This is a genomic window from Nocardia sp. CY15, assembly GCF_009829295.1.
Taxonomy (GTDB): domain Bacteria; phylum Actinomycetota; class Actinomycetes; order Mycobacteriales; family Mycobacteriaceae; genus Nocardia; species Nocardia sputi.
In genome coordinates this window covers 20,116-41,755 of sequence record NZ_VUOT01000018.1, presented here as the reverse complement: position 1 = coordinate 41,755, position 21,640 = coordinate 20,116, and the positions used below count along the sequence as shown (strand labels likewise).

At 68.6% G+C, this 21,640-nt stretch carries 22 protein-coding genes; 13 read left to right on the top strand and 9 right to left on the bottom strand.

Annotated features, from left to right (window positions below):
• The first annotated feature begins 247 nt into the window (after nucleotides 1-247).
• The 4 genes from GVY39_RS20115 to GVY39_RS20100 all read left to right on the top strand — a co-directional run bounded on the left by GVY39_RS20115 (nucleotide 248) and on the right by GVY39_RS20100 (nucleotide 3,420).
• Nucleotides 248-1,408 carry a lipase family protein gene (locus GVY39_RS20115; protein ID WP_159926810.1) on the top strand — a complete coding sequence of 387 codons (1,161 nt, stop codon included), beginning with the start codon at nucleotides 248-250 and terminating at the stop codon, nucleotides 1,406-1,408.
• A 114-nt stretch (nucleotides 1,409-1,522) separates the two neighbouring features.
• The gene (locus GVY39_RS20110) at nucleotides 1,523-1,849 is read left to right on the top strand and encodes a plasmid stabilization protein (protein ID WP_159926808.1); all 327 of its coding nucleotides are present in this window, start codon (nucleotides 1,523-1,525) and stop codon (nucleotides 1,847-1,849) included.
• A gap of 42 nt (nucleotides 1,850-1,891) precedes the next feature.
• Entirely contained in the window at nucleotides 1,892-2,134 is a 243-nt protein-coding gene (locus GVY39_RS20105) for a hypothetical protein (protein ID WP_159926806.1), read from the top strand.
• Nucleotides 2,135-2,358: 224 nt separating this feature from the next.
• Nucleotides 2,359-3,420 (top strand): NAD-dependent epimerase/dehydratase family protein, encoded by a 1,062-nt coding sequence (locus tag GVY39_RS20100; RefSeq protein WP_159926804.1) that lies wholly within the window; start codon nucleotides 2,359-2,361, stop codon nucleotides 3,418-3,420.
• A 265-nt stretch (nucleotides 3,421-3,685) separates the two neighbouring features.
• Here the strand turns inward: GVY39_RS20100 and GVY39_RS20095 are convergent, their stop codons facing one another.
• On the bottom strand, nucleotides 3,686-4,375 hold the full coding sequence (locus tag GVY39_RS20095) for a hypothetical protein (RefSeq protein WP_159926802.1): 690 nt from the start codon (nucleotides 4,373-4,375) through the stop codon (nucleotides 3,686-3,688).
• A gap of 367 nt (nucleotides 4,376-4,742) precedes the next feature.
• Here GVY39_RS20095 and GVY39_RS20090 point away from each other — a divergent pair, with 367 nt between their 5' ends.
• The 6 genes from GVY39_RS20090 to GVY39_RS20065 are packed head-to-tail and all read left to right on the top strand — an operon-like array spanning nucleotide 4,743 to nucleotide 8,888.
• A complete protein-coding gene (locus GVY39_RS20090; protein ID WP_159926800.1) occupies nucleotides 4,743-4,889 on the top strand; it encodes a hypothetical protein in 147 nt (48 codons plus the stop codon).
• The gene (locus tag GVY39_RS20085) at nucleotides 4,886-5,695 is read left to right on the top strand and encodes an ABC transporter ATP-binding protein (protein ID WP_159926798.1); all 810 of its coding nucleotides are present in this window, start codon (nucleotides 4,886-4,888) and stop codon (nucleotides 5,693-5,695) included. The genes GVY39_RS20090 and GVY39_RS20085 overlap by 4 nt, the downstream gene beginning before the upstream one ends.
• Nucleotides 5,692-6,774: an iron ABC transporter permease gene (locus GVY39_RS20080; RefSeq protein WP_159926796.1), complete on the top strand. Its 1,083-nt coding sequence runs from the start codon at nucleotides 5,692-5,694 to the stop codon at nucleotides 6,772-6,774. The genes GVY39_RS20085 and GVY39_RS20080 overlap by 4 nt, the downstream gene beginning before the upstream one ends.
• A gap of 33 nt (nucleotides 6,775-6,807) precedes the next feature.
• The gene (locus GVY39_RS20075) at nucleotides 6,808-7,785 is read left to right on the top strand and encodes an ABC transporter substrate-binding protein (protein ID WP_159926794.1); all 978 of its coding nucleotides are present in this window, start codon (nucleotides 6,808-6,810) and stop codon (nucleotides 7,783-7,785) included.
• Nucleotides 7,782-8,327 carry a GNAT family N-acetyltransferase gene (locus GVY39_RS20070; RefSeq protein ID WP_236565557.1) on the top strand — a complete coding sequence of 182 codons (546 nt, stop codon included), beginning with the start codon at nucleotides 7,782-7,784 and terminating at the stop codon, nucleotides 8,325-8,327. Before GVY39_RS20075 ends, GVY39_RS20070 begins: the two co-directional genes overlap by 4 nt.
• A gap of 21 nt (nucleotides 8,328-8,348) precedes the next feature.
• Entirely contained in the window at nucleotides 8,349-8,888 is a 540-nt protein-coding gene (locus GVY39_RS20065; RefSeq protein WP_159926792.1) for a helix-hairpin-helix domain-containing protein, read from the top strand.
• A 4-nt stretch (nucleotides 8,889-8,892) separates the two neighbouring features.
• Here the strand turns inward: GVY39_RS20065 and GVY39_RS20060 are convergent, their stop codons facing one another.
• Nucleotides 8,893-9,477 (bottom strand): TetR/AcrR family transcriptional regulator, encoded by a 585-nt coding sequence (locus GVY39_RS20060; protein ID WP_236565556.1) that lies wholly within the window; start codon nucleotides 9,475-9,477, stop codon nucleotides 8,893-8,895.
• Nucleotides 9,478-9,541: 64 nt separating this feature from the next.
• On the opposite strand from GVY39_RS20060, the gene GVY39_RS20055 reads away from it, so the two are divergent.
• Nucleotides 9,542-10,402 carry an alpha/beta fold hydrolase gene (locus tag GVY39_RS20055; protein WP_159926788.1) on the top strand — a complete coding sequence of 287 codons (861 nt, stop codon included), beginning with the start codon at nucleotides 9,542-9,544 and terminating at the stop codon, nucleotides 10,400-10,402.
• A gap of 12 nt (nucleotides 10,403-10,414) precedes the next feature.
• Here the strand turns inward: GVY39_RS20055 and GVY39_RS20050 are convergent, their stop codons facing one another.
• Both GVY39_RS20050 and GVY39_RS20045 read right to left on the bottom strand, forming a co-directional pair.
• Nucleotides 10,415-12,658, bottom strand: a complete 2,244-nt coding sequence (locus GVY39_RS20050) for a hypothetical protein (RefSeq protein WP_236565555.1) — start codon at nucleotides 12,656-12,658, stop codon at nucleotides 10,415-10,417.
• 100 nt (nucleotides 12,659-12,758) lie between these two features.
• The gene (locus GVY39_RS20045) at nucleotides 12,759-13,886 is read right to left on the bottom strand and encodes an acyl-CoA dehydrogenase family protein (protein WP_159926786.1); all 1,128 of its coding nucleotides are present in this window, start codon (nucleotides 13,884-13,886) and stop codon (nucleotides 12,759-12,761) included.
• 130 nt (nucleotides 13,887-14,016) lie between these two features.
• Here GVY39_RS20045 and GVY39_RS20040 point away from each other — a divergent pair, with 130 nt between their 5' ends.
• Both GVY39_RS20040 and GVY39_RS20035 read left to right on the top strand, forming a co-directional pair.
• Nucleotides 14,017-14,391, top strand: a complete 375-nt coding sequence (locus GVY39_RS20040) for a MerR family transcriptional regulator (RefSeq protein WP_159926784.1) — start codon at nucleotides 14,017-14,019, stop codon at nucleotides 14,389-14,391.
• Nucleotides 14,388-15,254 carry a TIGR03619 family F420-dependent LLM class oxidoreductase gene (locus GVY39_RS20035; protein ID WP_159926782.1) on the top strand — a complete coding sequence of 289 codons (867 nt, stop codon included), beginning with the start codon at nucleotides 14,388-14,390 and terminating at the stop codon, nucleotides 15,252-15,254. The genes GVY39_RS20040 and GVY39_RS20035 overlap by 4 nt, the downstream gene beginning before the upstream one ends.
• Before the next feature lie 24 nt (nucleotides 15,255-15,278).
• On the opposite strand, the gene GVY39_RS20030 is transcribed toward GVY39_RS20035, so the two are convergent.
• The 5 genes from GVY39_RS20030 to GVY39_RS20010 form a co-directional block, all read right to left on the bottom strand.
• On the bottom strand, nucleotides 15,279-15,779 hold the full coding sequence (locus tag GVY39_RS20030) for a flavin reductase family protein (protein WP_159926780.1): 501 nt from the start codon (nucleotides 15,777-15,779) through the stop codon (nucleotides 15,279-15,281).
• A 339-nt stretch (nucleotides 15,780-16,118) separates the two neighbouring features.
• Nucleotides 16,119-17,348 carry a cytochrome P450 gene (locus GVY39_RS20025; protein ID WP_159926778.1) on the bottom strand — a complete coding sequence of 410 codons (1,230 nt, stop codon included), beginning with the start codon at nucleotides 17,346-17,348 and terminating at the stop codon, nucleotides 16,119-16,121.
• Between the two features lie 9 nt (nucleotides 17,349-17,357).
• Nucleotides 17,358-18,620, bottom strand: a complete 1,263-nt coding sequence (locus GVY39_RS20020; RefSeq protein WP_159926768.1) for a cytochrome P450 — start codon at nucleotides 18,618-18,620, stop codon at nucleotides 17,358-17,360.
• 203 nt (nucleotides 18,621-18,823) lie between these two features.
• Nucleotides 18,824-20,119 carry a cytochrome P450 gene (locus GVY39_RS20015; protein WP_370523807.1) on the bottom strand — a complete coding sequence of 432 codons (1,296 nt, stop codon included), beginning with the start codon at nucleotides 20,117-20,119 and terminating at the stop codon, nucleotides 18,824-18,826.
• Between the two features lie 291 nt (nucleotides 20,120-20,410).
• Nucleotides 20,411-21,640, bottom strand: coding sequence for a cytochrome P450 (locus GVY39_RS20010; RefSeq protein ID WP_159926766.1), 1,230 nt, complete (start codon nucleotides 21,638-21,640; stop codon nucleotides 20,411-20,413).

Sequence of the window (21,640 nt, the reverse complement as noted above, 5' to 3'; positions counted from 1 at the left end):
CACCATAATACCCAGCTGAAACCGGCAGGGCTCGAAGTTCTACAGCATCTCTATTTGCCTTTCTGGTCCATTCTGGTCTCACTTCGATAGTTCGCTGGTAATTTGCCGACAGACAGAAGACTTCAGCCGGCTGATCGACGAATGCGGCGAACTACCCCTGGAGGTCAAGGTCGTGACTCGTCCATTTCTTCGTGTTCCGGGCAGGAGACGCATCGGTTCGGCCCGCGCCCTCGGTGCGCTCGGCGGTATGGCACTCACGCTGCTGCTGGCGACGACGGCAACCGCGGAACCGGTGTATCCGCTGCCCGATCCAGACCCGTTCTACGCCGCCCCTGCCAATGTGGGGGCGCACCGACCAGGTGACGTGCTCGACGTGCGGCCCTTGCCGCCGCTGGCTTCCTTCCCCGGCGCCACCGTCAGGCTGGTCGAGTTCCGTTCCACCAATTCGCGGGGCGCGCCGATCGCGGCTACCACCACGATCGTCACCCCCGCCTTCCAGCAACCCGGCATGCCGCTGCTTTCCTACCAGCACTTCATCAATTCACTCGGCACCAACTGCGCGGTATCGCGCCTGCTCTACGCGAACGATTTCAATCTGTCGATGGCGACGCCGATGTTGAACGTGTTGCTGCAGCAGGGCTGGAGTCTGGCGCTGCCGGACCATCTCGGACCGCACTTCGCACTCGGAGCCGGGCGTTTGGGCGGCCAGATCACCCTGGACGGCATCCGTGCGGCGAAACAGCTGCCCGAACTAGCCGTTCAGCAGAGCCCGGTGGCGCTGGCGGGCTACTCCGGCGGCGGTCTCGCGACGGCCTGGGCGGCCGCGCTGCAACCGTCCTACGCTCCGGACCTGAAGCTGGCGGGCGCGGCCATCGGCGCCGCCCCGCTGAACCTGGTGGCGATGGCGGAGGGGCTCGGCCTCAACCCGCACCCGGCCTTCGGCTTGGCCATGGCGGCGGCGATCGGCCTGGAGCGGGAGTACCCGGACCGGGTGCCGATGAGCTCGAATCTCAACGAGCGCGGCCGCGCGCTGCGTGACGCCATGGCCAACAGCTGCACCAACGAAATCCTCGCCATCGGCGCAGGCGGCAGCGCACGCGAGTTCGTCGAGAACACCGCGATTTTCGAACAGCCCGGCGCTTGGTCGGTGGCGGAGGAGAACAGCGTGGAGCTCTACAACGGTGCTCCCCAAACGCCGATATTCGAATGGCATTCGCCGACCGACCACCTGATTCCGCTTCATGCCATCGACAACACCGCCCGCCGCTGGTGCGCGGCCGGGGTGCCATTCCAGATGCTGCACGTGCCCGCCTTCGATCACCTGTCCGCGGCCGCCGTGGGCGCCCCCGCGGTGGCGGCGTGGCTCGGAGGCCGTGTTCGTGGAGAGCCCGCCCCTTCCAACTGTTGACGATGCGAGCCCCGCTGCGACCGCGCAGGTGGTGCGCTCCGGACCGCCGGAAGCCATCAGGGCCGGATTGCGTCGAGATCTGCGGGGTAAGCCGTGATTACAGGAGGTGATGACATGCCGAAGGCTTGGACGGACAAGCAGGAACGTCAATACGAGCACATCAAGGATTCGGCGAAAGACCGGGGCGCGAGCACCGGTCGCGCGAAGGAGATGGCCGCTCGCACGGTCAACAAGAATCGTGCCCAGTCCGGGCAGTCCAAGACCGCGAGCAAGACCTCGACCGACGACAAGTCTCCGCAGCAACGCGGAGGGCAGCGTTCGCACAGCGGTGCACAGGGTCCGACGCGGGATCAGCTGTACAACGAGGCCAAGAAGCGCAATGTCGAAGGCCGCTCGAAGATGACGAAGAAGGAACTGGCGCACGCGCTCGGACGGGATTGAGCCCCACGCGCCGTCGAGGATCGAGAAGCGAGAGGAGTGAAAATGGCCGAGCAGCAGGAAACCGGCACCGTCACCGGCACCAGGGACAAGGATTACAACCTGATCTGGTTCGTCGAGGCGTCGCTGGAGAACGCGTTGCGTCTGGACACGTTCATCCGGGACGCGGAGCGGGACGGAGACACCGAACTGGTGGAGTTCTTCCGCAAGGCGCAAGCCGACAGCCGCAAAGGCGGTCGGCTGGGTAAAGAGCTTCTGGCCCAGCGTCTGGCCAAATCCGATATCTGACGATAGACAACCACCGACGGCGGAGGGTGCAGCCCATGGGGCCACCCTCCCCGCGTGTTTCTCCACGTCGTTACGCCGGTCCGCTGCGCAACGCGCCATGTCCTGCCAGTTCGCGGACCGGGCACGCTGTTTGCCGTTCCCCGCCGACCCGCCGCTCGGATGATTCGCCGCCGGGATGCTGGGTACCTCGCTCACGAATCTCGCCGCCGAGCCAAGGAGCAGACATGCGCGTCGTTGTGGTCGGTGCCACCGGAAACGTCGGGACCAGCGTGCTGGAGACGCTGTCGGGCGAGGCAGCGGTCAGCTCGATCGTCGGGATCGCGCGGCGCGTGCCGGGCAAGCTGCGCGACGGCGTCGAATGGGTCCGCGCGGACGTGCGGACCGACGACCTGGAATCCCACTTCCACGGGGCCGACGTCGTGGTGCATCTGGCCTGGTTGTTCCAGCCCACTCATCAGCCCTTGGTCACGTGGCGCGCGAATGTCGGCGGCACCGAACGCGTGCTGCGCGCCGTGGCCGCGGCACAGGTCCCCGCTCTGATCTACGCCTCGTCCGTCGGCGCCTACTCCCCGTGTCACGACGACGAGCCGGTGCCGGAGAGTTGGCCGACCGACGGATGGCCACCGGCCGCGTACACGCGTGAGAAGGCTTACGTCGAAAGACTTCTGGATCGGTTCGAGGCCGAGAACCCGGACCGCCGGGTGGTTCGCATGCGCCCGGGATTCATCTTCCGACGGGAGACCGCCAGCCAGCAACGGCGCCTGTTCGCTGGTCCGCTGCTGCCGAATCGCCTGATCCGGCCCGGACTGCCGCCGGTCCTGCCGATTCCGCGGGGGCTGCGATTCCAGGCGGTACACAGTGACGATGCCGGCCGCGCCTACACGCTCGCGATCACCACCGACGCCCGTGGACCGTTCAACCTGGCCGCGGAACCGGTGATCGACCGCGACCGGTTGGCCGAGTTGTTCGATGCGCGTGTGGTGACCGTGCCGCCCGCGCTGGTGCGCGCGGCGCTGGCGGTGGGATGGCACGCCAGGGCGCTGCCCGCGGCGCCGGACCTGTTCGACGCGGTGATGCGGCTGCCGCTGCTGGATACCGGCCGCGCGCGGGCAGAGCTGGGTTGGACGCCGCGGTTCACGGCCGTCGACACCCTCCGGCAGTTGCTCGCCGGGTTGCGCGCGGGCGCAGGAGAGGACACTCCGCCCCTGGCTCGCGACGCGGGTGGCCCCTGGCGATGGCGCGAGTTCACCTCCGGGGTCGGTGGTCGAGAGCTGGGCGTCGGCTGAGGTCCGGTCGGCGTCCGGAATTCCGCTCGCCGCCGAAGCCGCGGATCGGCCCACCGAGGCTGTTTTCCCCTATGCGCGGATGGCGACGGTTCGAATGGACCACGCGCTCGGAGAGGAAGCGTCGGGCCCGGACGTGGTGAGACGTCACGGACCCGACTACCGCTGAGACACCGGGGAATCGGGCAACCCGACCCCGTTCTCCGGCACATCCGCCCCTTCCGACCGGGCGGCATCCTCCGTTGCCGAGCGAATGGCGGTGAACGGGTTACTTCGCCGGGTAGGGCGCGTTGATCGTGGTGAAGTACTGGATCGCCGCGCCGATGGCCACCGGTGCGGTGACCAGGATCTGGCCCGCGACGGTACCCAGCGCGCCGACCGCGGCGACGCCGACGAGGCAGCCCACAGCCGCGGCCGGGATGAACGGACCGAACAAACCGGCGATGGTGCCCGCGGCGATGGTCGCGCCCGCGATGCCGCCGAGGACACAACCGACGGCCGCGCCGCCGATGCCGCCGACCAGAGTGCCGATGGTGGCGCCCATGCTGATGGTGCTGGTCATACGGGACCAAGCGGCCTGCTCACGGTCGTACTCGGTCTTCCACGGCGCCTTGTCCTCGAACGGCAGCGCGACCGGCTCGTAGACCGCACGGTCCAGCGACAGGTCCGGCGTGAGTGTCGCGGTGCGGCCGGAGATCTCGGCGATGATCGGGAACTCGAACTCGTCGAGGGTGAACGTCAGCGGCGTGCCCGCGACGGTGACGCCGTCTCGGGACTTGACTTTCAGCGTCGCATCCTCGACAACCAATGCGCCCGAGTCGATTTCGATGATCGAGGCCGTGTCGGTGGCGTGCGCGGTGAAGGAGATGGACCGGTCGTCACCCGGGTCGGCGTGCGCGGTGGCCGTCACGGCGGTCAGGGCGGCGAGCGCGGGCACGGCAAGTGTCCTCAGCAACATGGGGGTTTCCTCATCGTGAAATCGGTCGGGCTGAAGTGCCCAACTCGACCATTATTGATAATGATTGTCGTTATCAACAACTTCTTCACGGCAGTTGTTGCAGCACAGACCTTTCACCCTTTTCGACCAGCGACCGCCCTTGCGCACTTAGTGGAAATGGTTATCATTATTTGCTGCTCGACACTTGGAGGGTTTGTGGGACATCTGCTGAGGGTGGAGACCTGGGCCGGCTCGATGAGCACGCTGCTTCCGGCCGGAATACGCGACGGAGGACATACGAGACGGTCACCGTGCGCGGCCACGCCACCGTGGTCGGCGTGACCGACAAGCGGCTCACCGGAGTGCCCGCGTTAAACGAGGCAGGCTCATGTTCCCGGCCGCGCTGAACGCCGACGAGCAGGCAGCGGTCAGCGCGGTGGCCCGTGCCGCGATCGCGGCGCTCGGCCTCGACGACACCGTCGCGCCGGACTGGACCGTGCCGTCGCGACGCGCCGCGGACGTGGTGAGCCGATGATCACGGTGGACGACGTAGCCTTCTCCTATGACGGTCGGATCGTGCTCGACGGCGTCGGGCTGGTCGCCGAGCCCGGCACGACCGTCGGCTTGATCGGTCCCAACGGGTCGGGCAAATCCACACTGTTGCGCCTGCTCTACCGTGCGCTGCGGCCGCGGTCGGGTGTGGTGGCCATCAACGGCACTCCCGTCGAGGCGCTGCGCGGGCGCGAGCTGGCGGCGCGCCTGGCCGTGGTAGCCCAGGAGTCGCCCGCCGAGACGCCCATCACCGTCGCCGAGACCGTGCTGCTCGGCCGCGCTCCGTGGGCCGGTGCGCTGCAGGGTTACTCGCGTGCCGACCGGATCGCCGCCGCTACGGCGCTTGCTCGCGTCGGCGCCCGTCACCTGGCCGATCGCCCCTACACCGCGCTTTCCGGCGGGGAGCGCCAACGGGTCCTCATCGCACGCGCGCTGGCGCAGCAGGCCGACCACCTGCTGCTCGACGAACCGACGAATCATCTCGACATCGGCTACCAGCACGAATTACTCGGTCTGATCCGCGATCTGACGACCACGACCACGCTGGTGGTGCTGCACGACCTGAATCTTGCCGCCCGCTACTGCGACCGCTTGGTGCTGCTGCACCAAGGCCGGGTGGCCGCCGCGGGGCCGGTCGAGGAAGTGCTCACGCCCGGCATCCTCGAACCCGTCTACGGCGTCTCGGTCCACATGTCGGCCGCGTTCGGCGCGATTCAACTGCTGTTCGGCCCGCGCGAGGTGGCATCGCCCGCCGAGGCGCTCGATACCGGGAAGGCTGCCGTCCGATGACAACGACCCGGTCGCACACCGAGGACGCCGACGATCTGGAATACGCGCGACACCGCGCGACGACCCTGCTGTGGCTCGGCGGGCTCGGCGCCACGCTGGCAGTGGCGCTGATCGTGGCCACCGGGTTGGGCCCGGTGTGGGTGCCGCCCGGCACCGTCGCGCGCATCGTCGGCCACCACACCTTCGGGACGCCCGTGGTCGCGGACTGGACACCGGCCCAGGATTCCATCGTCTGGCTGGTGCGCGTGCCGCGCGTGCTGCTCGGCGCGATGGTCGGCGCGGCGCTGGCCGTCGCGGGCGCGGTGCTGCAAACCATGGTGCGCAACGTGCTCGCCGACCCGCACATCCTCGGCGTCACCTCCGGCGCGTCGACCGGCGCGGCGGTGTCACTGCTGTTCGGCGTCACCGCGGCCACCGCGGGCGCGCTGGCGGCCAGCGCGTTCGCCGGTGCGCTGGCCGCGACGGTCCTGCTGTTCGCCATCGCCAGGATCAACGGGCAGATGACCTCGCTGCGGCTGCTGCTGGGCGGGGTCACCATCGGTTACCTGTTCTCCGCGGCCACCAGTTTCCTGATCTTCGCCTCCGACAATCAGGAAGGCGCCCGGACCGTGCTGTTCTGGCTGCTCGGTTCGCTGAGTTCGGCAGGCTGGTCGTCGGTGACCACCACGGCGCTGGTCACCGTAGCCGCGGTCGGTTCCTTGCTGCTGCTGGCCACGCGGTTGGACGTGCTCGCCGCAGGTGACGACACCGCCCGCGCGCTGGGCCAATCGCCGGTGCGGCTCCGGATGCTCGCGCTGGGCATCGTCGCGCTCGCCATCGGCGCGGTCGTCGCGGTCGCGGGCGCGATCGGCTTCGTCGGCCTGATCGTGCCGCATGTCGCCCGCCTCTGCGGCGGCGGCACGCATCGCAGGCTGATCCCGCTCTCGGCGGTGCTGGGCGCCCTGTTCCTGGTCGTCGCGGACGTCGCGGCCCGCGTCGTCTTCGCGCCCCGCGAGCTGCCGCTGGGCATCGTCACCGCCGTCGTCGGCGCGCCGCTGCTGCTGATGCTGATCCGCCGGTTCCGGCAGTCACCCGCCTGAAACCGAGCCCGTACGGAAGGAACATCGATCATCGTGTCCATTGGTCTCACCCGGGCCGCCCGGCTCGCGCCGTTACCCGTCGCGCTGCTCGCCGCGGCGCTGCTCACCGGCTGCGGCAGCCCCGCTCCCGCCCCCGTCCAAGCGTCGGAGGGCTTTCCGATGACGATCTCGAGCTGTGGCCGCGACGTGGCCTTCACCGCCGCGCCCCGGCGCGTGGTGACGGTCGGCTCCGTCGCGGCACCACTCATCGCGGCCGCGGGCGCCGCCGACCGCATCGTCACCCGCACCTTCGAAACCGCGCCGTTTCCCGGCCGGTACGCCGACGCGCTGAAGGACGTCGAAGTCACCGCTCCCACCGGCGAACTCGCGCGCGAGGAGATCATCAACCGCACGCCCGATCTGGTGGTGAGTTTCGAGGGCGCCGCGGTCACGCCCGATGATCTGGCACGGGTGAACATCCCGCTGCTGGTGAGCCGCGGCTACTGCCGCGATGCCGCGGGAAGCTTCGACGACATCTTCGCCGACATCGAGTTGTACGGCCGGTTGTTCGGCACGTCCGCGGCGGCGAACGCCGAGGTCGCCGCTCTGCGGCAGCGAGTGGCCGCGATCGCCGACCGCCACCGCGCCGATCAGGTGACCCGGCCCGCCGCGGCGCTGATCATCTCGCGTGACGGCGCCGAGCTGAGCGCCTACGGCAGCACGAGCACCGTCGCCACCCAGATGGGAATCCTCCGCCTCGACAACGTGTTCGGCGACCTCGCCGAACGCAACGTCGAAGTCAACACCGAAACGCTGATCCAGCGCGATCCCGAGGTGATCATCCTGCTCACCCAAGGCGCCCAGACCCCAGAATCGGCGCGCGAGGCGCTGCGCGGCCGCCCCGAACTGGCGGAGCTGCGCGCGATCCGCGCCAACCGGATCGTCGCCGTCCCGTTCGGCTACACCGGCCCGGGACCGGTCGCCGTCGAGGGCCTGGAAGTACTGGATCGTGAAATCGGAGCGCAACGGTGAGCGCGCCCGCGGCCACCGGTTACCGACTGCGCGTGGCCTGCCCCGAGGATATTCCCGGCGCCCGCAGCGTCATGCTCGACACCTTCTACGAGGTGTTCGGCATCGGTTATCTGCCCGAGCACCATCACGATGTGATCGACCCGGAAACGGCGTATCTGCGCCACCCGCTCAACCGGCTCTGGGTCGCCGAGCACGAAGGCCGCGTCGTCGCCACCACCGCGATCCGCGCCCAGGGTCCGCGTCATCCACCACACCCCCAGTGGCTGGCCGAACAATTCCCCGACCAGAGCACCGCGCAGCTGTTCCGGGTCTACGTTCGCCCTGAGCACCACCGGCGTGGTCTGGCCACACAATTGGTCGGCGCGGCGATCGACTACGTCTCCGCAGCACCGGAATTCGAGCGGCTGTATCTGCACACCGACGCCAGGACTCCCGGAGCCTTGGACTTCTGGCTCACTTTCGGCGAGATCATCCACGACGCCCGCGGGCCCGGTCCCGGGTTCCAGACCGTTCACCTGGAGATCCCGCTGACTCGCACGTAACGCTGTGCCACAGTTGGGCGCATGACGACCCGCGCCCAACTACGCAAGGCCGCGCTGGCGCTGCCCGAGACCGTCGAACAGAGCACCCGATCCGGTGTGGTCGCGTTCGCCGTGCGCGACAAACAGTTCGCGGCGGTAGGCGAGGACGGGCGAGCCCAGCTTCATCTGTCCGGACCGGACGCCGACGAAGTCCTGTCGGCGCACCCGACCGCCGAGCGGCTGACCCGTGGCGCCGTGCCGATCGGCGTCCGCATCTCGCTGTCGGATATCAACGGCCAGCAGCTCAACCACTGGGTGCGGCGCGCCTGGCTCGCGCGAGCGCCGAAACGGCTCGCGGCACAGGTGTCCGCCGGGGACGACGTGGACGCCGTCGTGAGCGACTTGCCCATGGCCATCGGCAGACCGGCCCGCCAAGCGCTGGTCGCCGCCGGGATCACCACGCTCGCGCAGGTCGCCGCGTCTACGCAGACGCAACTGCTGGCGCTGCACGGCGTCGGCCCGAAAGCCGTTCGCCTGCTGCGCGAAGCGCTCGAAACGACCGGACGTTCGCTCGAGGAGTGAACCGCTATGCGCGGACCGTGGTCAGCACCTGCTCGATGCGGGCGCGCAACGACCGGCCCGCCGCGTGCAAGGGTTCGGTGGAGCGCAGAGTGCGGCTGAGGACGAAAGCGCCCTCGAGGGCGGTGAGGACGGCGAGGATGAGGTCGCGCGCATCCGTGACCGGCAGGCCACGCCGGACGAAATAGTCGGCGCCCTCCTCGATCCACGTGGCGATGACCTCGGCCGCGACTTCGCGCAGCGCGGGTTCGCTGTCGGCGACCTCCCCCGCGACGGTGCCGACCGGGCACATGTTGATCCAACCGGTCTGCTCGATCTGCTCGGCGGCGGCCGCGAAAGCGGCGGGCACCGCTTCGCGCAGGTCGTCATGGGGATCGAGCAGCAGGGGCAGCAACTGGATGTACGCGGCTCCGGACACGCGCAGCGCGGCGGCGGCGATCTGGGGTTTGCCGCCCGGGAAGTGGTGATAGAGGGAGCCCATCGGGGCTTCGGCGGCGACAGTGATCTGTTTGACGCTGGTTCCCGCGTAGCCCTGGGTGCGCATCAGCTCGGCCGTCACGGTCACGAGGCGTTCCCGGGTGCTGGTTGACATCTTCTCGGTCACCATTCCAGACTAGAGCAAATACTCTAGAGCGATCGCTCGAATGGAGGCGGACATGCCTGTCGTCGAACTCCCCGCGGGCCGGGTGCACTATGTCGAGCGCGGTGACGGACCTCCGGTCGTCCTGCTACACGGCCTGCTGATGAACCACACGCTGTGGGACGACGTACTCGACGCCCTTCCCAGCGGCTTCCGCTATGTGCTGCCGGACCTGCCGCTCGGCGCCCATCCTCTCCCGCTGCGCCCCGATGTCGACCTGAGCCTGCGCGGCTTGAATCGGCTGGTCGCCGATTTCCTCGAAGCCTTGGACCTGCGCGAGGTGACGCTCGTGCACAGCGATTGGGGCGGAGCGCTGTTCCTCACCGCCTACGGGCTCGACCGACGCGTCGGCAGGCTGATCGTGCTGCCGTGCGAGGCATTCGACAATTTCCCACCCGGTTTGCCGGGCAAGATGGCCACCGTCGCCACCTATCTCCCCGGTGGGATCTCGCTGGCGCTACGGCAATTGCGTGTGCCGTGGCTGCGCCGCTCGCCGCTGCTGTTCGGCTGGATGGCGCGGCGCCCGCTGCCCGACGCGCTGGTGCGCGGCTGGACCGAGCCGGGGTTGCGGGACGCCCGGATCCGGCGGGACCTGCTGGCCTATACCAAGTCGGGCTTCCGCAAACCGGAGTTGATCGCGAATACCGGAGCGCTGCGCGACTTCCAGGGGGACGCGCTGATCCTGTGGTCGTCGGCGGGCAAGGTGATGCCCCGCGAGCACGGACGCAGGCTCGCCGAACTCATCCCGAAGGCGAAGCTGGTCGAAATCGACGACGCCTACGTCCTTTCCATGCTCGACCAGCCCGCGGCGGTCGCCGAGGCGATGACGGCGTTCCTGGTCCAGAGCCACCGCGCACCGGAGCCGAACACGCGCTAGACGCGCAGGCGCTCAGGCGTCCACGGTCACCAGTTCAGGTGCGGCCACGGGGGTCTGCGCAGCCTCGGACGGTTGCTCGGTCATGCGGCGACGCGTCCGGTGGTACGCCCACTGCAAAAGGCCGAGTCCGACGAGCCCGGCCGCGGTGGTCGCGATCCCGATCCGGCTGCCGGGCGGACTCCAGTCCACAATCAATTCCGCGCCCGAGGTGCCCGCCGGGATGTCGACCGCGAGGAACACGCCGCCGATCGTGCCCGCCGCCAGCTCGCGCCCGTTCAGGGTGACGCGGTGGCCCGGCCAGGCGAGCCGGGAGAACACGACGCGCCCGCCGCTCGCGGAGCTGACCACGGAACGGATGGTGATGTCGTCGAGCGCGTTCTTCGTCTCGGCGGCCACCCCCGCGGTGTGGGCGATCGGCCCGTTGCGGGTGGACACGGGCCCGGCGGCGCGCTCCAGCACCCAGATGTGGCGCTCGTGGCCCGGGTAGTCCGCCCACCGCCAGCCCGGGGGCGCGGGACGGTCGCGGGCGTCCGGGTATTGCGTGCGATGCAGGACCACCCGGTCGACCTTCATCAAGTCGACGATGCTCGCCCCCGTGACGGTTTCGGTCGCGAAGGCGCGGCGGAACGCGTCCGGGCAGGTGCTGCCGTCCCAGGCCATGCACAGCATGCCGGCGAAGGCGGCGTGCCCGATCGGCGTATAGGCGTTGACGTAGTCGAGGCCGAGCGCCTTCGCGTAGTTGCCGATGGCCAGCGAACCGTAGGCGCCGGCCAGGTTCCGGTCTCGCGGGTGGACGGCGGCGCGGTCGGCCAGTTGCAAGGTGAGGCCGTCGAAGTCGGGGAACGCGGCGCGCATCGCCGAGCGCCGTTCCGGGAAGTTGTAGGACATCGGCGTGCTCGGCGCACCGGCCACCTGCGCGTAGGCGATGGGGAACATGGCGAGGACGGCCAGTGCGCACGCCGCAGCCGCGCCGCGATGGCGCACCACCCACAGGGCGGCCGCGCCCAGCGCGCCCACCGCGAGCGCCCCCGCCACATGCCGCAGCACCAGTTCCGGAGCGGCCGAGACCGACCGCACGAACAACAGGCCGATCAGTACGGCGGCGGCTGTGGCGCGTCGGCGCGAGGCGGCGAAGGTGCCGTGGCGGCTCAGCAAGACGCAGACCAGCACGAGCAGCACGATGGCGAGCATCGGCAGCACGCGGGCCGGCCAGCGCAGCGGACCGATGGCGCCGGGGCCCGCCGTCCACATCAGCACCGCGACCGCCAAGAAGACCGGTCCGCTGAGGTCCCTGGCGGCGGAGCGCGCCGCACGCCAGCCGATGAACGCCAGCGCCGGGATGAGGAACCACGCGATGTAGACCATGGGCAGCGGCTGGACGTGCCCCCACCAGGCGGTGAACGCGGGCGTGGTGCTCGGCAGGCTCGCGTTCAGCGACTCCGACCACGGCACCGTCAGAAACGGGTCGTTGTGGATCTGCACGCTGCCGCGCCAGGTCACCTGCGAGGACAGGATGCCGGACAGATTCGCGATCGCCGCGGTGAGCGCCGCGCACCCCGCCGCGAGGCAGAGCCGGACCGTCGGCGCCCAACGGCGTTGATACACCACCTCACCGGCCGCGACCGCGGCGATGATCAGCGCCGATTGCACCGCGGTGAACGCGTATTGAACCGTGAGCGTCAGGTACAGGAAGACGAATACCGGCAGCGGTCCACTCCGGCCGCGGGCATACTGCACCGCCGACGCCCAGGCGTGCACCATCCAGGCGGTCGCCACGTGCGGGGTGAACCAGCTGGCCTGGTCGAAGAACAGGAACCAGCCGCTCAGCGGGAACGCGACGCCCGCGACAGCGGCCCACCGGGGGCGAGCGCCGTAGGCGAGGCAGATGCGGAACACGCCGAGCGCGGCGATGATCGAGAAGACCAGCTTCACCGCGGTCGCGTAGGCGGCGAGATCGTCCATCGAGGGCGCGAGGAGATAGACCAGCAGCTGCGGCGGATTGAACAGCGCCGCCTCTTCCAGGGTGTAGTTGCCCGCCATCCACTCGTGCGGGACGAGCGCGGGAAAGCGGCCGTCGCGCAGCAACTCGCCGAGCATCACCCACATGGGGGCGTACTGCGCCTCGGTGTCGTCGGTGTAGTAATGCCTGGCGTCGGCCAGCAGCACCGACACATACCCGGCGATCACACCGACGATGGTGGCCGCGCCCCAGACGTAACGTTCTTTTCGGGGCCCGGTTGCCGCGGCAGTACTCACAAGGCGCGGAGTGTAGCCGCAAGGAGTAAACGAGTCACGACCTGTTCGCGTGATATGTCCGGATTCTCGGCGGCTGCGGTCTTCGATCGACTCCTGCGATTCACGCCCCGTCCGGCACGCCCAGGACTTCCCTGCCGATCACACCGGCGATCACCTCGGTCGAATACGCCATGAGCTGGCCCGCCTGGGCATCGCGCAAGTGGCGCTGGATCGGGGACCGCTTGAGATACCCGGAGGCGCCGCCGACCCGGACGCCCAGTTGCGCCACCTCGACCGCGACCTTGTTCGCCAGGTATTTCGCCCGGGCGAGGTTGTCGAAGAACGACGCGATCCCGTTGTCGGCCTGCCACAACGCCTGTTCATAGAGCGTGTGCGCCGCCGCGAGCCGGGTCTGGACGTCCGCGACGTCGTATTGCACCCACTGCTGGTGCGCCAAGGGCTTACCCAGTATCTCCCTGGCCCGAGCGTGCTCGACCAGCGCGTCCAGCGCCGCATCGGCGATACCCAGCGAGATCGCGGGCAGACCGGCGGGGATCACCGCGAAATCTTCGGGCCGAGGCCCCCGCCCTCGGTAATCGGCGCGCAACAGGGTGTTGTCGAACGCCAGCAGCTGACTGCGGGTAGCGCGTAAGCCGAGAGTGTCCCAGATCGGGATGACCGACACCGTCTCGTCGGGGACCACGCCGAAGAAGGCGGGCTCCCCCGCCACGAGCGCGTTGACCAGCAGATAATCGGCGATCTCGCTTCCCGACACGAACCGCTTCGCCCCGCTGAGCGACCATCCGCCCTCGGTCGGCATGGCGACCTGCTGTGGTTGGAGGAAACGGTTGCCGCTGGCGGGTTCGGACAGCGCGTTCGCGAAGCGCTTGCCCGCACGGAACTCCTCGGCGAAGAACGAACCCAATGTCTCCCGGGTGAATTCGGCCAGGGCGACACCGGCCCCCGCGTGCATCGTCCAGATCGTCGCGGTGGACGGATCGGCCTTGGCGAGAATCCGGATCAGGCGGCCGAGCCCCGAGTAGCTCAACCCCGCGCCGCCTGCCGATTCGGGTAGGACCGCCTGATTCACTCCCGCCGTGTGCAACGCGTCGAGATGCGCGACGGCGATCTCGGCGCGCTCGTCGTAATCCGCTGCCTCGGCGGCGAATCCGATCGCCAGGTCCGAGACCCGATCGAGCAGTTCCCGTTCGTCGTCTCGGATCGGAAGGAAGAAATGGGCACTCGTCACGAATCGCTCTCTGGTCGGGAGGAAATCGGCGGGCACGACCGCCGGACGGCTCACCCGAGAATAGGCAGACGCTTGCCTTGACGTCGACGAGAAGGTTTAGCGTTGCGGTGACCTGGGCGAAGGAGGACGGATGCGCATCGGCGAATTGGCGCGGCGGGCCGGCACGAGCACGCGCGCCCTGCGCTACTACGAAGAGCACGGTTTGGTGCGGCCACGCCGCGCGGCCAATGGGTACCGGTTCTACGACGACACCGAGTTGCTCATCGTGGGGAAGATCCGCGAACTGCTCGGCGCCGGCTTCGACCTCGACGACGTCCGTCCCTTCGTGGCCTGCCTGCGGGCAGGTCACGGCTCCGCGGACGTCTGCCCGGATTCGGTGTCCACCTTGCGGCGCAAGCTGGCCGAGGTCGATTCCTACCTGGACCGCCTGGAGGACGTGCGCAGACAGTTGCGCGGCCGCCTGGCCGCGGCGTGCGAGTTCGACCGGGTGCGGGAGCAGCGGTGAAGTTCGCGGTCAGCTACAGCACGCCGATCTTCGGCGTCGACCCCGACCGGCTTATCGGCTACGCACAGCACGCCGAGCGCTGCGGATTCGAGGCCATTTACCTGCCCGAGCACATCGCCCTGTATCCGGGCGCGACCGTCGGGCCGATGGAGATCACGCCGTCGGTGCCGTTCGCCGATCCGCTCGACGCGCTGAGTTTCGTGGCCGCGGCGACGGACCGGATCCTGCTCGGCACCGCGGTGCTGCTGCTGCCCTATCACCATCCGGTGGTGCTCGCCAAACGCCTGGCGACGATCGATGTGCTGTCCAAGGGCCGGATGCGCCTGCTCACGGTGGGACTGGGCAGCCTGCCCGGTGAGGCGCGAGCGATGGGCGTGGATTTCGCCACCCGCGGCCGTCGCGCCGACGAGGCCATCGACGTGCTGCGACTGCTGTGGTCCGGCGACGCGAACGGCGTTAGCTTCGACGGTGAGTTCTTCCGATTCGAGAACCTGTGCAGTTACCCGAAGCCCGCTGGGGGCGAGCCCTTGCCGATCCATGTCGGTGGATCGAGCCGGGCAGCCGCCCGCCGCGCCGGAGCGCGCGGCGACGGATACTTCCCGGGCGGCATGCTCGGACCGGCCGAACGCGCCCGCCAGCTCCAGGAGGTCCGCGCGGCGGCCGACGCGGAGGGGCGCGGCGCTCACGCGTTCGAGTACACGCGCTGGGGATCGATCGACATGCCGGCCGAACGAGTCGAAGGCCTCGCCGAGCAGGGCGTTACGCGCGTAGTGGTGAGCGCGAGTACGGGCGACCCGGCAATCGCGCGCGACGAGCTGTCCACCTTCGCCGAACGCTTCGGCCTTGCGAACACGCCGCGCTGACAGCCGGATCGCGACGTGACCACCTCAGACAGTATGCCCGGCAACCAGATCCGCGACCGAGTGATAATGCAATGTCTCCGCCGCGTGGCGCAGCACGGCGCCGTCCTCGGGTTCCAGTAGCACTCCGACGTGATCGCCGAAGTCGTACCGCTCGCGGATGTGGGCGCTGAACCAGCAGGGCACCGTGCTGAGCACGGGAATGCCGCCGGGGCCGGAGTGCCAGCCGCAATGCATGAACTTGTCGATGTCGTCGCCGGTCTCACCGCCGAAAAGCCGGGCAAGCGAGCGCTGTTCGCTGCCCAGCAAATGCACCGCGAGCCGGTCGGCCCGCTGGGCGACCCGATAGGTGTGGTTCTTCTTGGACAGGCCGATCAGGAACCGGCGCGGCTCGATGCTGACCTGCGTCGCGAAACCGACCAGGCAGCCCGCGCGCCGGCCTTCGGCCTGCACTGTGACCAGCAGCACGGGGTAGTCCGCCGCCGCGACCACCGCGTCGAACACTGCGGTCCGGTCTTCGGTAGCCATCGGTCCTCCCAGCGTGATGCGACGTTCTCCGGATGCCCGCGCGATCGTCGCGCAAACATGCCGGGCCGAGCGGCGCAAACCTTCGACCGCGGCGGCAGATTCGTCTGAGACGCCGACGCCGACAAGGGTGGGTCGCCCGTGCGACGGCTGCGTAGACCAGCTTTCCGATCTACATCCCGTGGATGATAGTCCACCACAACGGCTTCCGCGCCGACACTGAAAATGCAGAGTGGCGATCGCCACATTGCGAGCCACCTGCGTTCACGTCCACACAGCGGCGTCGATCACGCGCCCCCGGTGCACGCGCCCCCGCCCGCGACCGGGGGCGCGTTCCTGCTCCTAGTCCACCGGTGCCAGGTACACGGGAAGCCTGGCATGTCCGTTGGAGATGAAGCTGGACACTGCGCCGAGTTCGGCGGGGCTCGCCGCCAGACGCAGCTTCGGGAAGCGCTGGAAGAGGGCAGGCAGGGCGATCTCGGCTTCCAGCCGGGCCAGCGGCGCGCCCAAGCAGTGATGCGCCCCGTAGCCGAAAGCCAGATGCTCCTTGGTCGGTCGCCGCACGTCGAACTCGTCGGCGGTGGCGCCGTGCAATTTCGGATCGCGGTTGGCCCCGGCGTAGGAGGCGAGAATCGGGTCGCCCTTGGCGATGCGCCGGCCGCCGATCTCGATGTCGTCGACGGCGAAGCGCAGCGGCAGGTGCGCCACCGGCGCCTCGTAGCGCAGCGCCTCTTCGATCAGATCGCTCCAAGCCGCACGCCCCTCGGTCACCTCCGCCCACTGCTCTTGATGGGTCAGCAGCGCGAAAACGGCTTGATCGAGCAGGTTCACCGTGGTCTCGTGCCCGGCGCTGATGACGAGCAGCAACGTGTCGATCAGCTCCTGATCGGTCAGCTGCGAGCCGTCCTCCTCGTCGCGATGCGCGATCAGCAGGCTGGTCATGTCATCACCGGGCGTCTCGCGCCGGTAGGCGACGAGTTCACCGAGGATCCGGTACATCTCCAGGTAATTCGTCTGTGACGCCTCGGGTCCGAGCGAAGTGTCGAAGATCCCGTCGACGCAGGTGCGCAAACCGGCGTTCAGGGATTCCGGTACGCCCATCAGCGCGCTGATGACCTGGATCGGCAGCGGGTAGGCGAAACGCTCCCTGAGGTCGACCGCCTCGCCCGCCGGGATCGCGGCGAGCTCGGCCAACAGGTCCGCGGTGATCTGCTCGATCAACGGGCGCATCGCCTGGGTACGGCGGTGGGTGAACGCGGGGGCGACCAGCTTGCGCAGCCTGCGGTGATCGGCGCCGTACGCGGTGAACATGTTGTTCACGGCGACCCACAGGAACAGCGGCCAATCCTGGGGTATCTCCCCGTTGATGAACGCGGGCCAGTGCTGCCTGGCGTCTTTCGACACCCTCGGGTCGGCCAGCAACTGCTTGAGCACCGCGGTGTCGGTGACCGACCATGCCCGCACGCCGCCCGGCAATTCGACGAGGGCCACCGGCCCGCGCTCCCGGATTCGTGCGGACTCGCCCTGGATGTCGGCGCCGGCCGGGTCGAGGACTAGGGGTTGTGTGTCCATCGGGACTCCTCAGAAAACAGTCAATGGAGGGGATTTGGGAAACACGACGGGTAGGGACACCAGGGCGCGATGGAATGGACCGGGCCGCCAGCTCAATTGGCCGGGCTCGACCGCCAGCTTCAATTCGGGCAGTGCGTCGAGGATCTGATCGATGGCGTCCTGGGCCAGCAGATACGCGGCCGACCGTGCGGGGCACGCGTGCGGCCCCACGCTCCACGCCAGGTGCGCACGGCTGTCGATACGTTGACCGACGCCGATCGCGGGATCGTTGTTGCAGCCCGCCATACTGATCAGGACCGGCTGGTGCGCGGGCAGCCAGACGCCGTCGATGAGGATCGGCTGCTTCGGATAGCTGACGCAGTAGTTGGCCATCGGGGGGTCGTTGAACAACACCTCGTCCAGGGCATCGCGCGTCGAGAGGCTGCCGCCGAGAAAGTCTCCCGCGAAGCGTTCGTCGGTGAGCATCAGCAGCAGCGTGTTGACGATGAGGTTCTGCTGTGGCTCGATGCCCGCGCCGTAGAGCGTCGCCAACTGGTGGATCATCTCCACGTCGTCCAGGCCCGCGGAGTGCCGCAGCAACCTGGAGGAGATGTCGTCGCCCGGTTCCTTCCGCTTCAACTGCACCAGTTCGAACAGCGCGTCGGTGAGCATCGCGTTGCCCTTGTCGGCGTTGACGCCCTCGAAGATGGCGGCCATACCGGTCGCGACCTGCTGTCCGATGTCCGGCGGGCAGCCGATCATCGCGTTGAGCACCGCAAAGCTGAGTGGAAACGCGTACTGGCTGATCATGTCCGCCGCGCCGTCCTCGCAGAACGCGTTGATCAGCGGAATGGCGATCTGCTCGATGGTTCCGTGCAGCGCGTGCAGATCGATCCCGGCGACGGCGGCGACGTTGGCCCGGCGATAGCGCAGATGTTCCAGGCCCGCGCTGCGCAGCGCGTTCGGCCGCCATTCCAGCATCGGCAAGACCGGGCACTCACCTGGAATGTCCTTCTGCCAGGTGCGGGGATCCGCCGGGAAGTGATCGGGATCGTTGAGGATGCGCAGCGCGGTGTGGTAGCCGATCACCAAAGTGGCGGGCACATTCGGCGATAACTCGACCGGAACGAGCGGACCGTACATGCGGCGCATTTCGCGGTAGGCCTTGTGCGGGTCCTGCGCGTATTCCTCCGAATACAGCGAATAGCGAGGACCGTCGGTGTCGATCGGCGAGCTGTGTCGAACGGGGCACCCGTTCGCAGCGGCGGACGGCGGGAAGTGTGGCGTGGTCAAAAGACAGAGCTCCAGAGAACAAGCAGTCGACGAACGCGTTCGCCGCGCACGTGCGCGCGCGACGCGGTGGGTCGACTCGATGCGTGGTTATCGGCGACAGGCCGGCGCGCACCCTCGTCGGCATGTGCGCAGGCGGCCTCTGAGCGGCTGCCTCCCTTCTGAATCGCGATCCCGCGTTCCTACCATCGCCGGACGGCTCGCGGCTAGGCCGGTTCGCTCCCCTGCTGGTCCGGGAAGACAGGCAATGGAGGGGATTCGGGGAAGACAATCGGCAGCGCGGTGAGCGAACGGTGAAACGGGCCCGGCCGCCAGGCCAGTTCTTCGGCGGGAACGGCCAGCCGCATCTCGGGCAACGCGTCGAGCAGCTGATCAATCGCGTCCTGGGCGATCAGATAGGCCACCGATCGGGCCGGGCAGGCATGCGGCCCGACGCTCCATGCGAGATGAGACCGGTTGTCGGTGTATACGCCCGTGTTGATCGCGGGATCGTTGTTGCATCCGGCCATGCTGATGACCACCGGCTGGTGCGCCGGTAGCCAGACACCGTCGATCAGGATCGGCTGACGTGGAAACGTGACGCAATAGTTCGACAGCGGCGGATCGGTGAACAACACCTCGTCCAACGCGTCCCGCGTCGACAGGCTGCCACCGATGATGCCGCCGGCGAACCGCTGGTCGGTGAGCATCAGCCGCAGGGTGTTGATGATCAGGTTCTGCTGCGGCTCGATGCCCGCGCCGTAGAGCATCAGCACCTGCTGGACCATCTCCGTGTCGTCGAAATCGACGGGGTGCTGCAATATGCGGGAGACGATGTCGTCGCCGGGCTGGGATCGTTTCAGCGCCACCAGTTCCGACATCGCGTCATTGAACATCGCGTTGCCCTGCTCGGCATCCACGCCCTCGAACATCGCGGCCAGTCCCATCGCCGCCCGCTGTCCGATGTCGGGTGGGCAACCGAGCATGGCGTTGATCACCGCGAACGACAGCGGGAACGCGTACTGCGCGATCAGGTCGGCCGAGCCGTCGCCGCAGAAGCTGTTGATCAGCGGAACGGCGATCCGCTCCACCGTGGCCTGCAGTGCGAATTGGTCGATCTCATCGATGCCCGCGACCGTGGCCTGCCGGTAACGGGTGTGCTCCGGGCCGGAGTTGCGGATCGCCGCCGGACGCCATTCCAGCAGCGGCAAGACCGGGCAGTCGCTGGGGACGTTCTTCTGCCAGGTCCGCGAATCGGCCGGGAAATGGTCGGGATCGTTCAGGATGCGCAAGGCGGTGTGGTAACCGATCACCAGCGTGGCCGGCACGCCGGGCGCCAGTTCCACCGGCACCAGCGAACCGTACCGGCGGCGCATCTCTCGATAGACACTATGGGGATCCGCGGCGAATTCATCCGAGTACAGCGCGACCCGGGGACCATCGGGGCCGACCGGTGAGCCGTGCCGGACGGGGCAGCCGCCCGACGACAGCGCGGACGATGACGAGGACTGTGGGGTGGTCAAAACGTGACTCCAAAGACGGAACGTTCGACGAGCAGGGTAGGCGCATGACACGTGCCCAGCCGGAGGCCGGGTCGTCGTGCGGACGTGGCTGGATCCGACTCTACGCCGTAATCCACTGGGGCACAGCATATCTCGTGCGCGAAATCGAGGCGATCGGGTGTCGGCGGACACCCTCTCCACCCGCGGCGGAACACCGCGTATCCGCGAGGGATACGCGGGTGATCGAGTCCTGCACGGGACGAACGAACTCCGCTGCCGACAGGTGTGATCGCAAAGCCCGTACGGGCCGGACTACTCCGCAGCCTCCAGGAACACCGGCAGCTCGGAGTGACCGTTGGAGATGAAGCTGGGCACGGGGCGCAGCTCGGACGGGTCGGCCGCCAGGCGCATGTCCGGGAAGCGACGGAAGAGCGCCGGGAGGGCGATCTCCGCTTCCAGCCGGGCCAGCGGCGCGCCCAGGCAGTGGTGCGCTCCGTAGCCGAAAGCCAAATGCTCCTTGACCGACCGACGCACGTCGAACTCGCCCGCGGTGGCGCCGTGCACCTTCGGATCGCGGTTGGCCGCCACGTAGGAGGCCAGGATCGCCTCACCCTTGGGAATCCGGACGCCCGCGATGTCGATGTCCTCGACGGCGTAGCGCAGCGGCAGGTGCGCGACCGGCGCCTCGAAGCGCAGCGACTCCTCCACCACATCCGACCAGGGGGTCCGGCCCTCCACCACGTCGGCTCGCTGATCCGGGCGAGTGAGCAACGCGTAGATGGCCTGATCGAGCAGGTTCACCGTCGTCTCGTGCCCGGCGTTGATGACCAGCATCAGCGTGTCGACGAGTTCCTTCTCGGCCAGCCGCGAGCCGTCCTCCTCGTCCCGGCTGGCGATCAGCACGCTCGTGATGTCGTCGCCGGGCGTCTCCCGACGGTATGCCACGAGTTCGCTGATCAGCCGGAACATCTCGAGATAGTTGGCCTGGGCCGCCTCCGGCCCGAACGAGGTGTCGAAGAACCCGTCGACGCATTTCCGCACGCCGGGGCCCAGATGTTCGGGCACACCCATCAGTTCGGTGATGACCTGGATGGGCACCGGGTAGGCGTAGCCCTCACGCAGGTCGACCGCCGTGCCACGCGGGGTCGCCGCGAGGCGGTCGAGCAGCTCGGCGGTGATTGCTTCGATGCGCGGTCGAAGCGCCACGGTGCGACGGTGCGTGAACGCGGGCGCGACCAGCTTGCGCAGCCGCCGATGTTCGGCGCCGTAGGCGGTGAACATATTGTCGACCGCCACCCAGGGGTGCAGCGGCCACTCCTCGGTGATCTCGCCGTTCATGAACGCCGCCCAGTGCTGCCGGGGATCCTTCGACACGCGGGGGTCGGCCAGCAGGCTCTTCAGCACGACGGCATCGGTGATGGACCACGCGGGCACCCCGCCGGGCAGTTCCACCAGGGCCACCGGCCCACGCTCGCGCAGCCGCGCAGCCTCGCCTTGGATATCGGAACCGGTCAGGTCCAAGACAATCGGCTCTTGCGACAT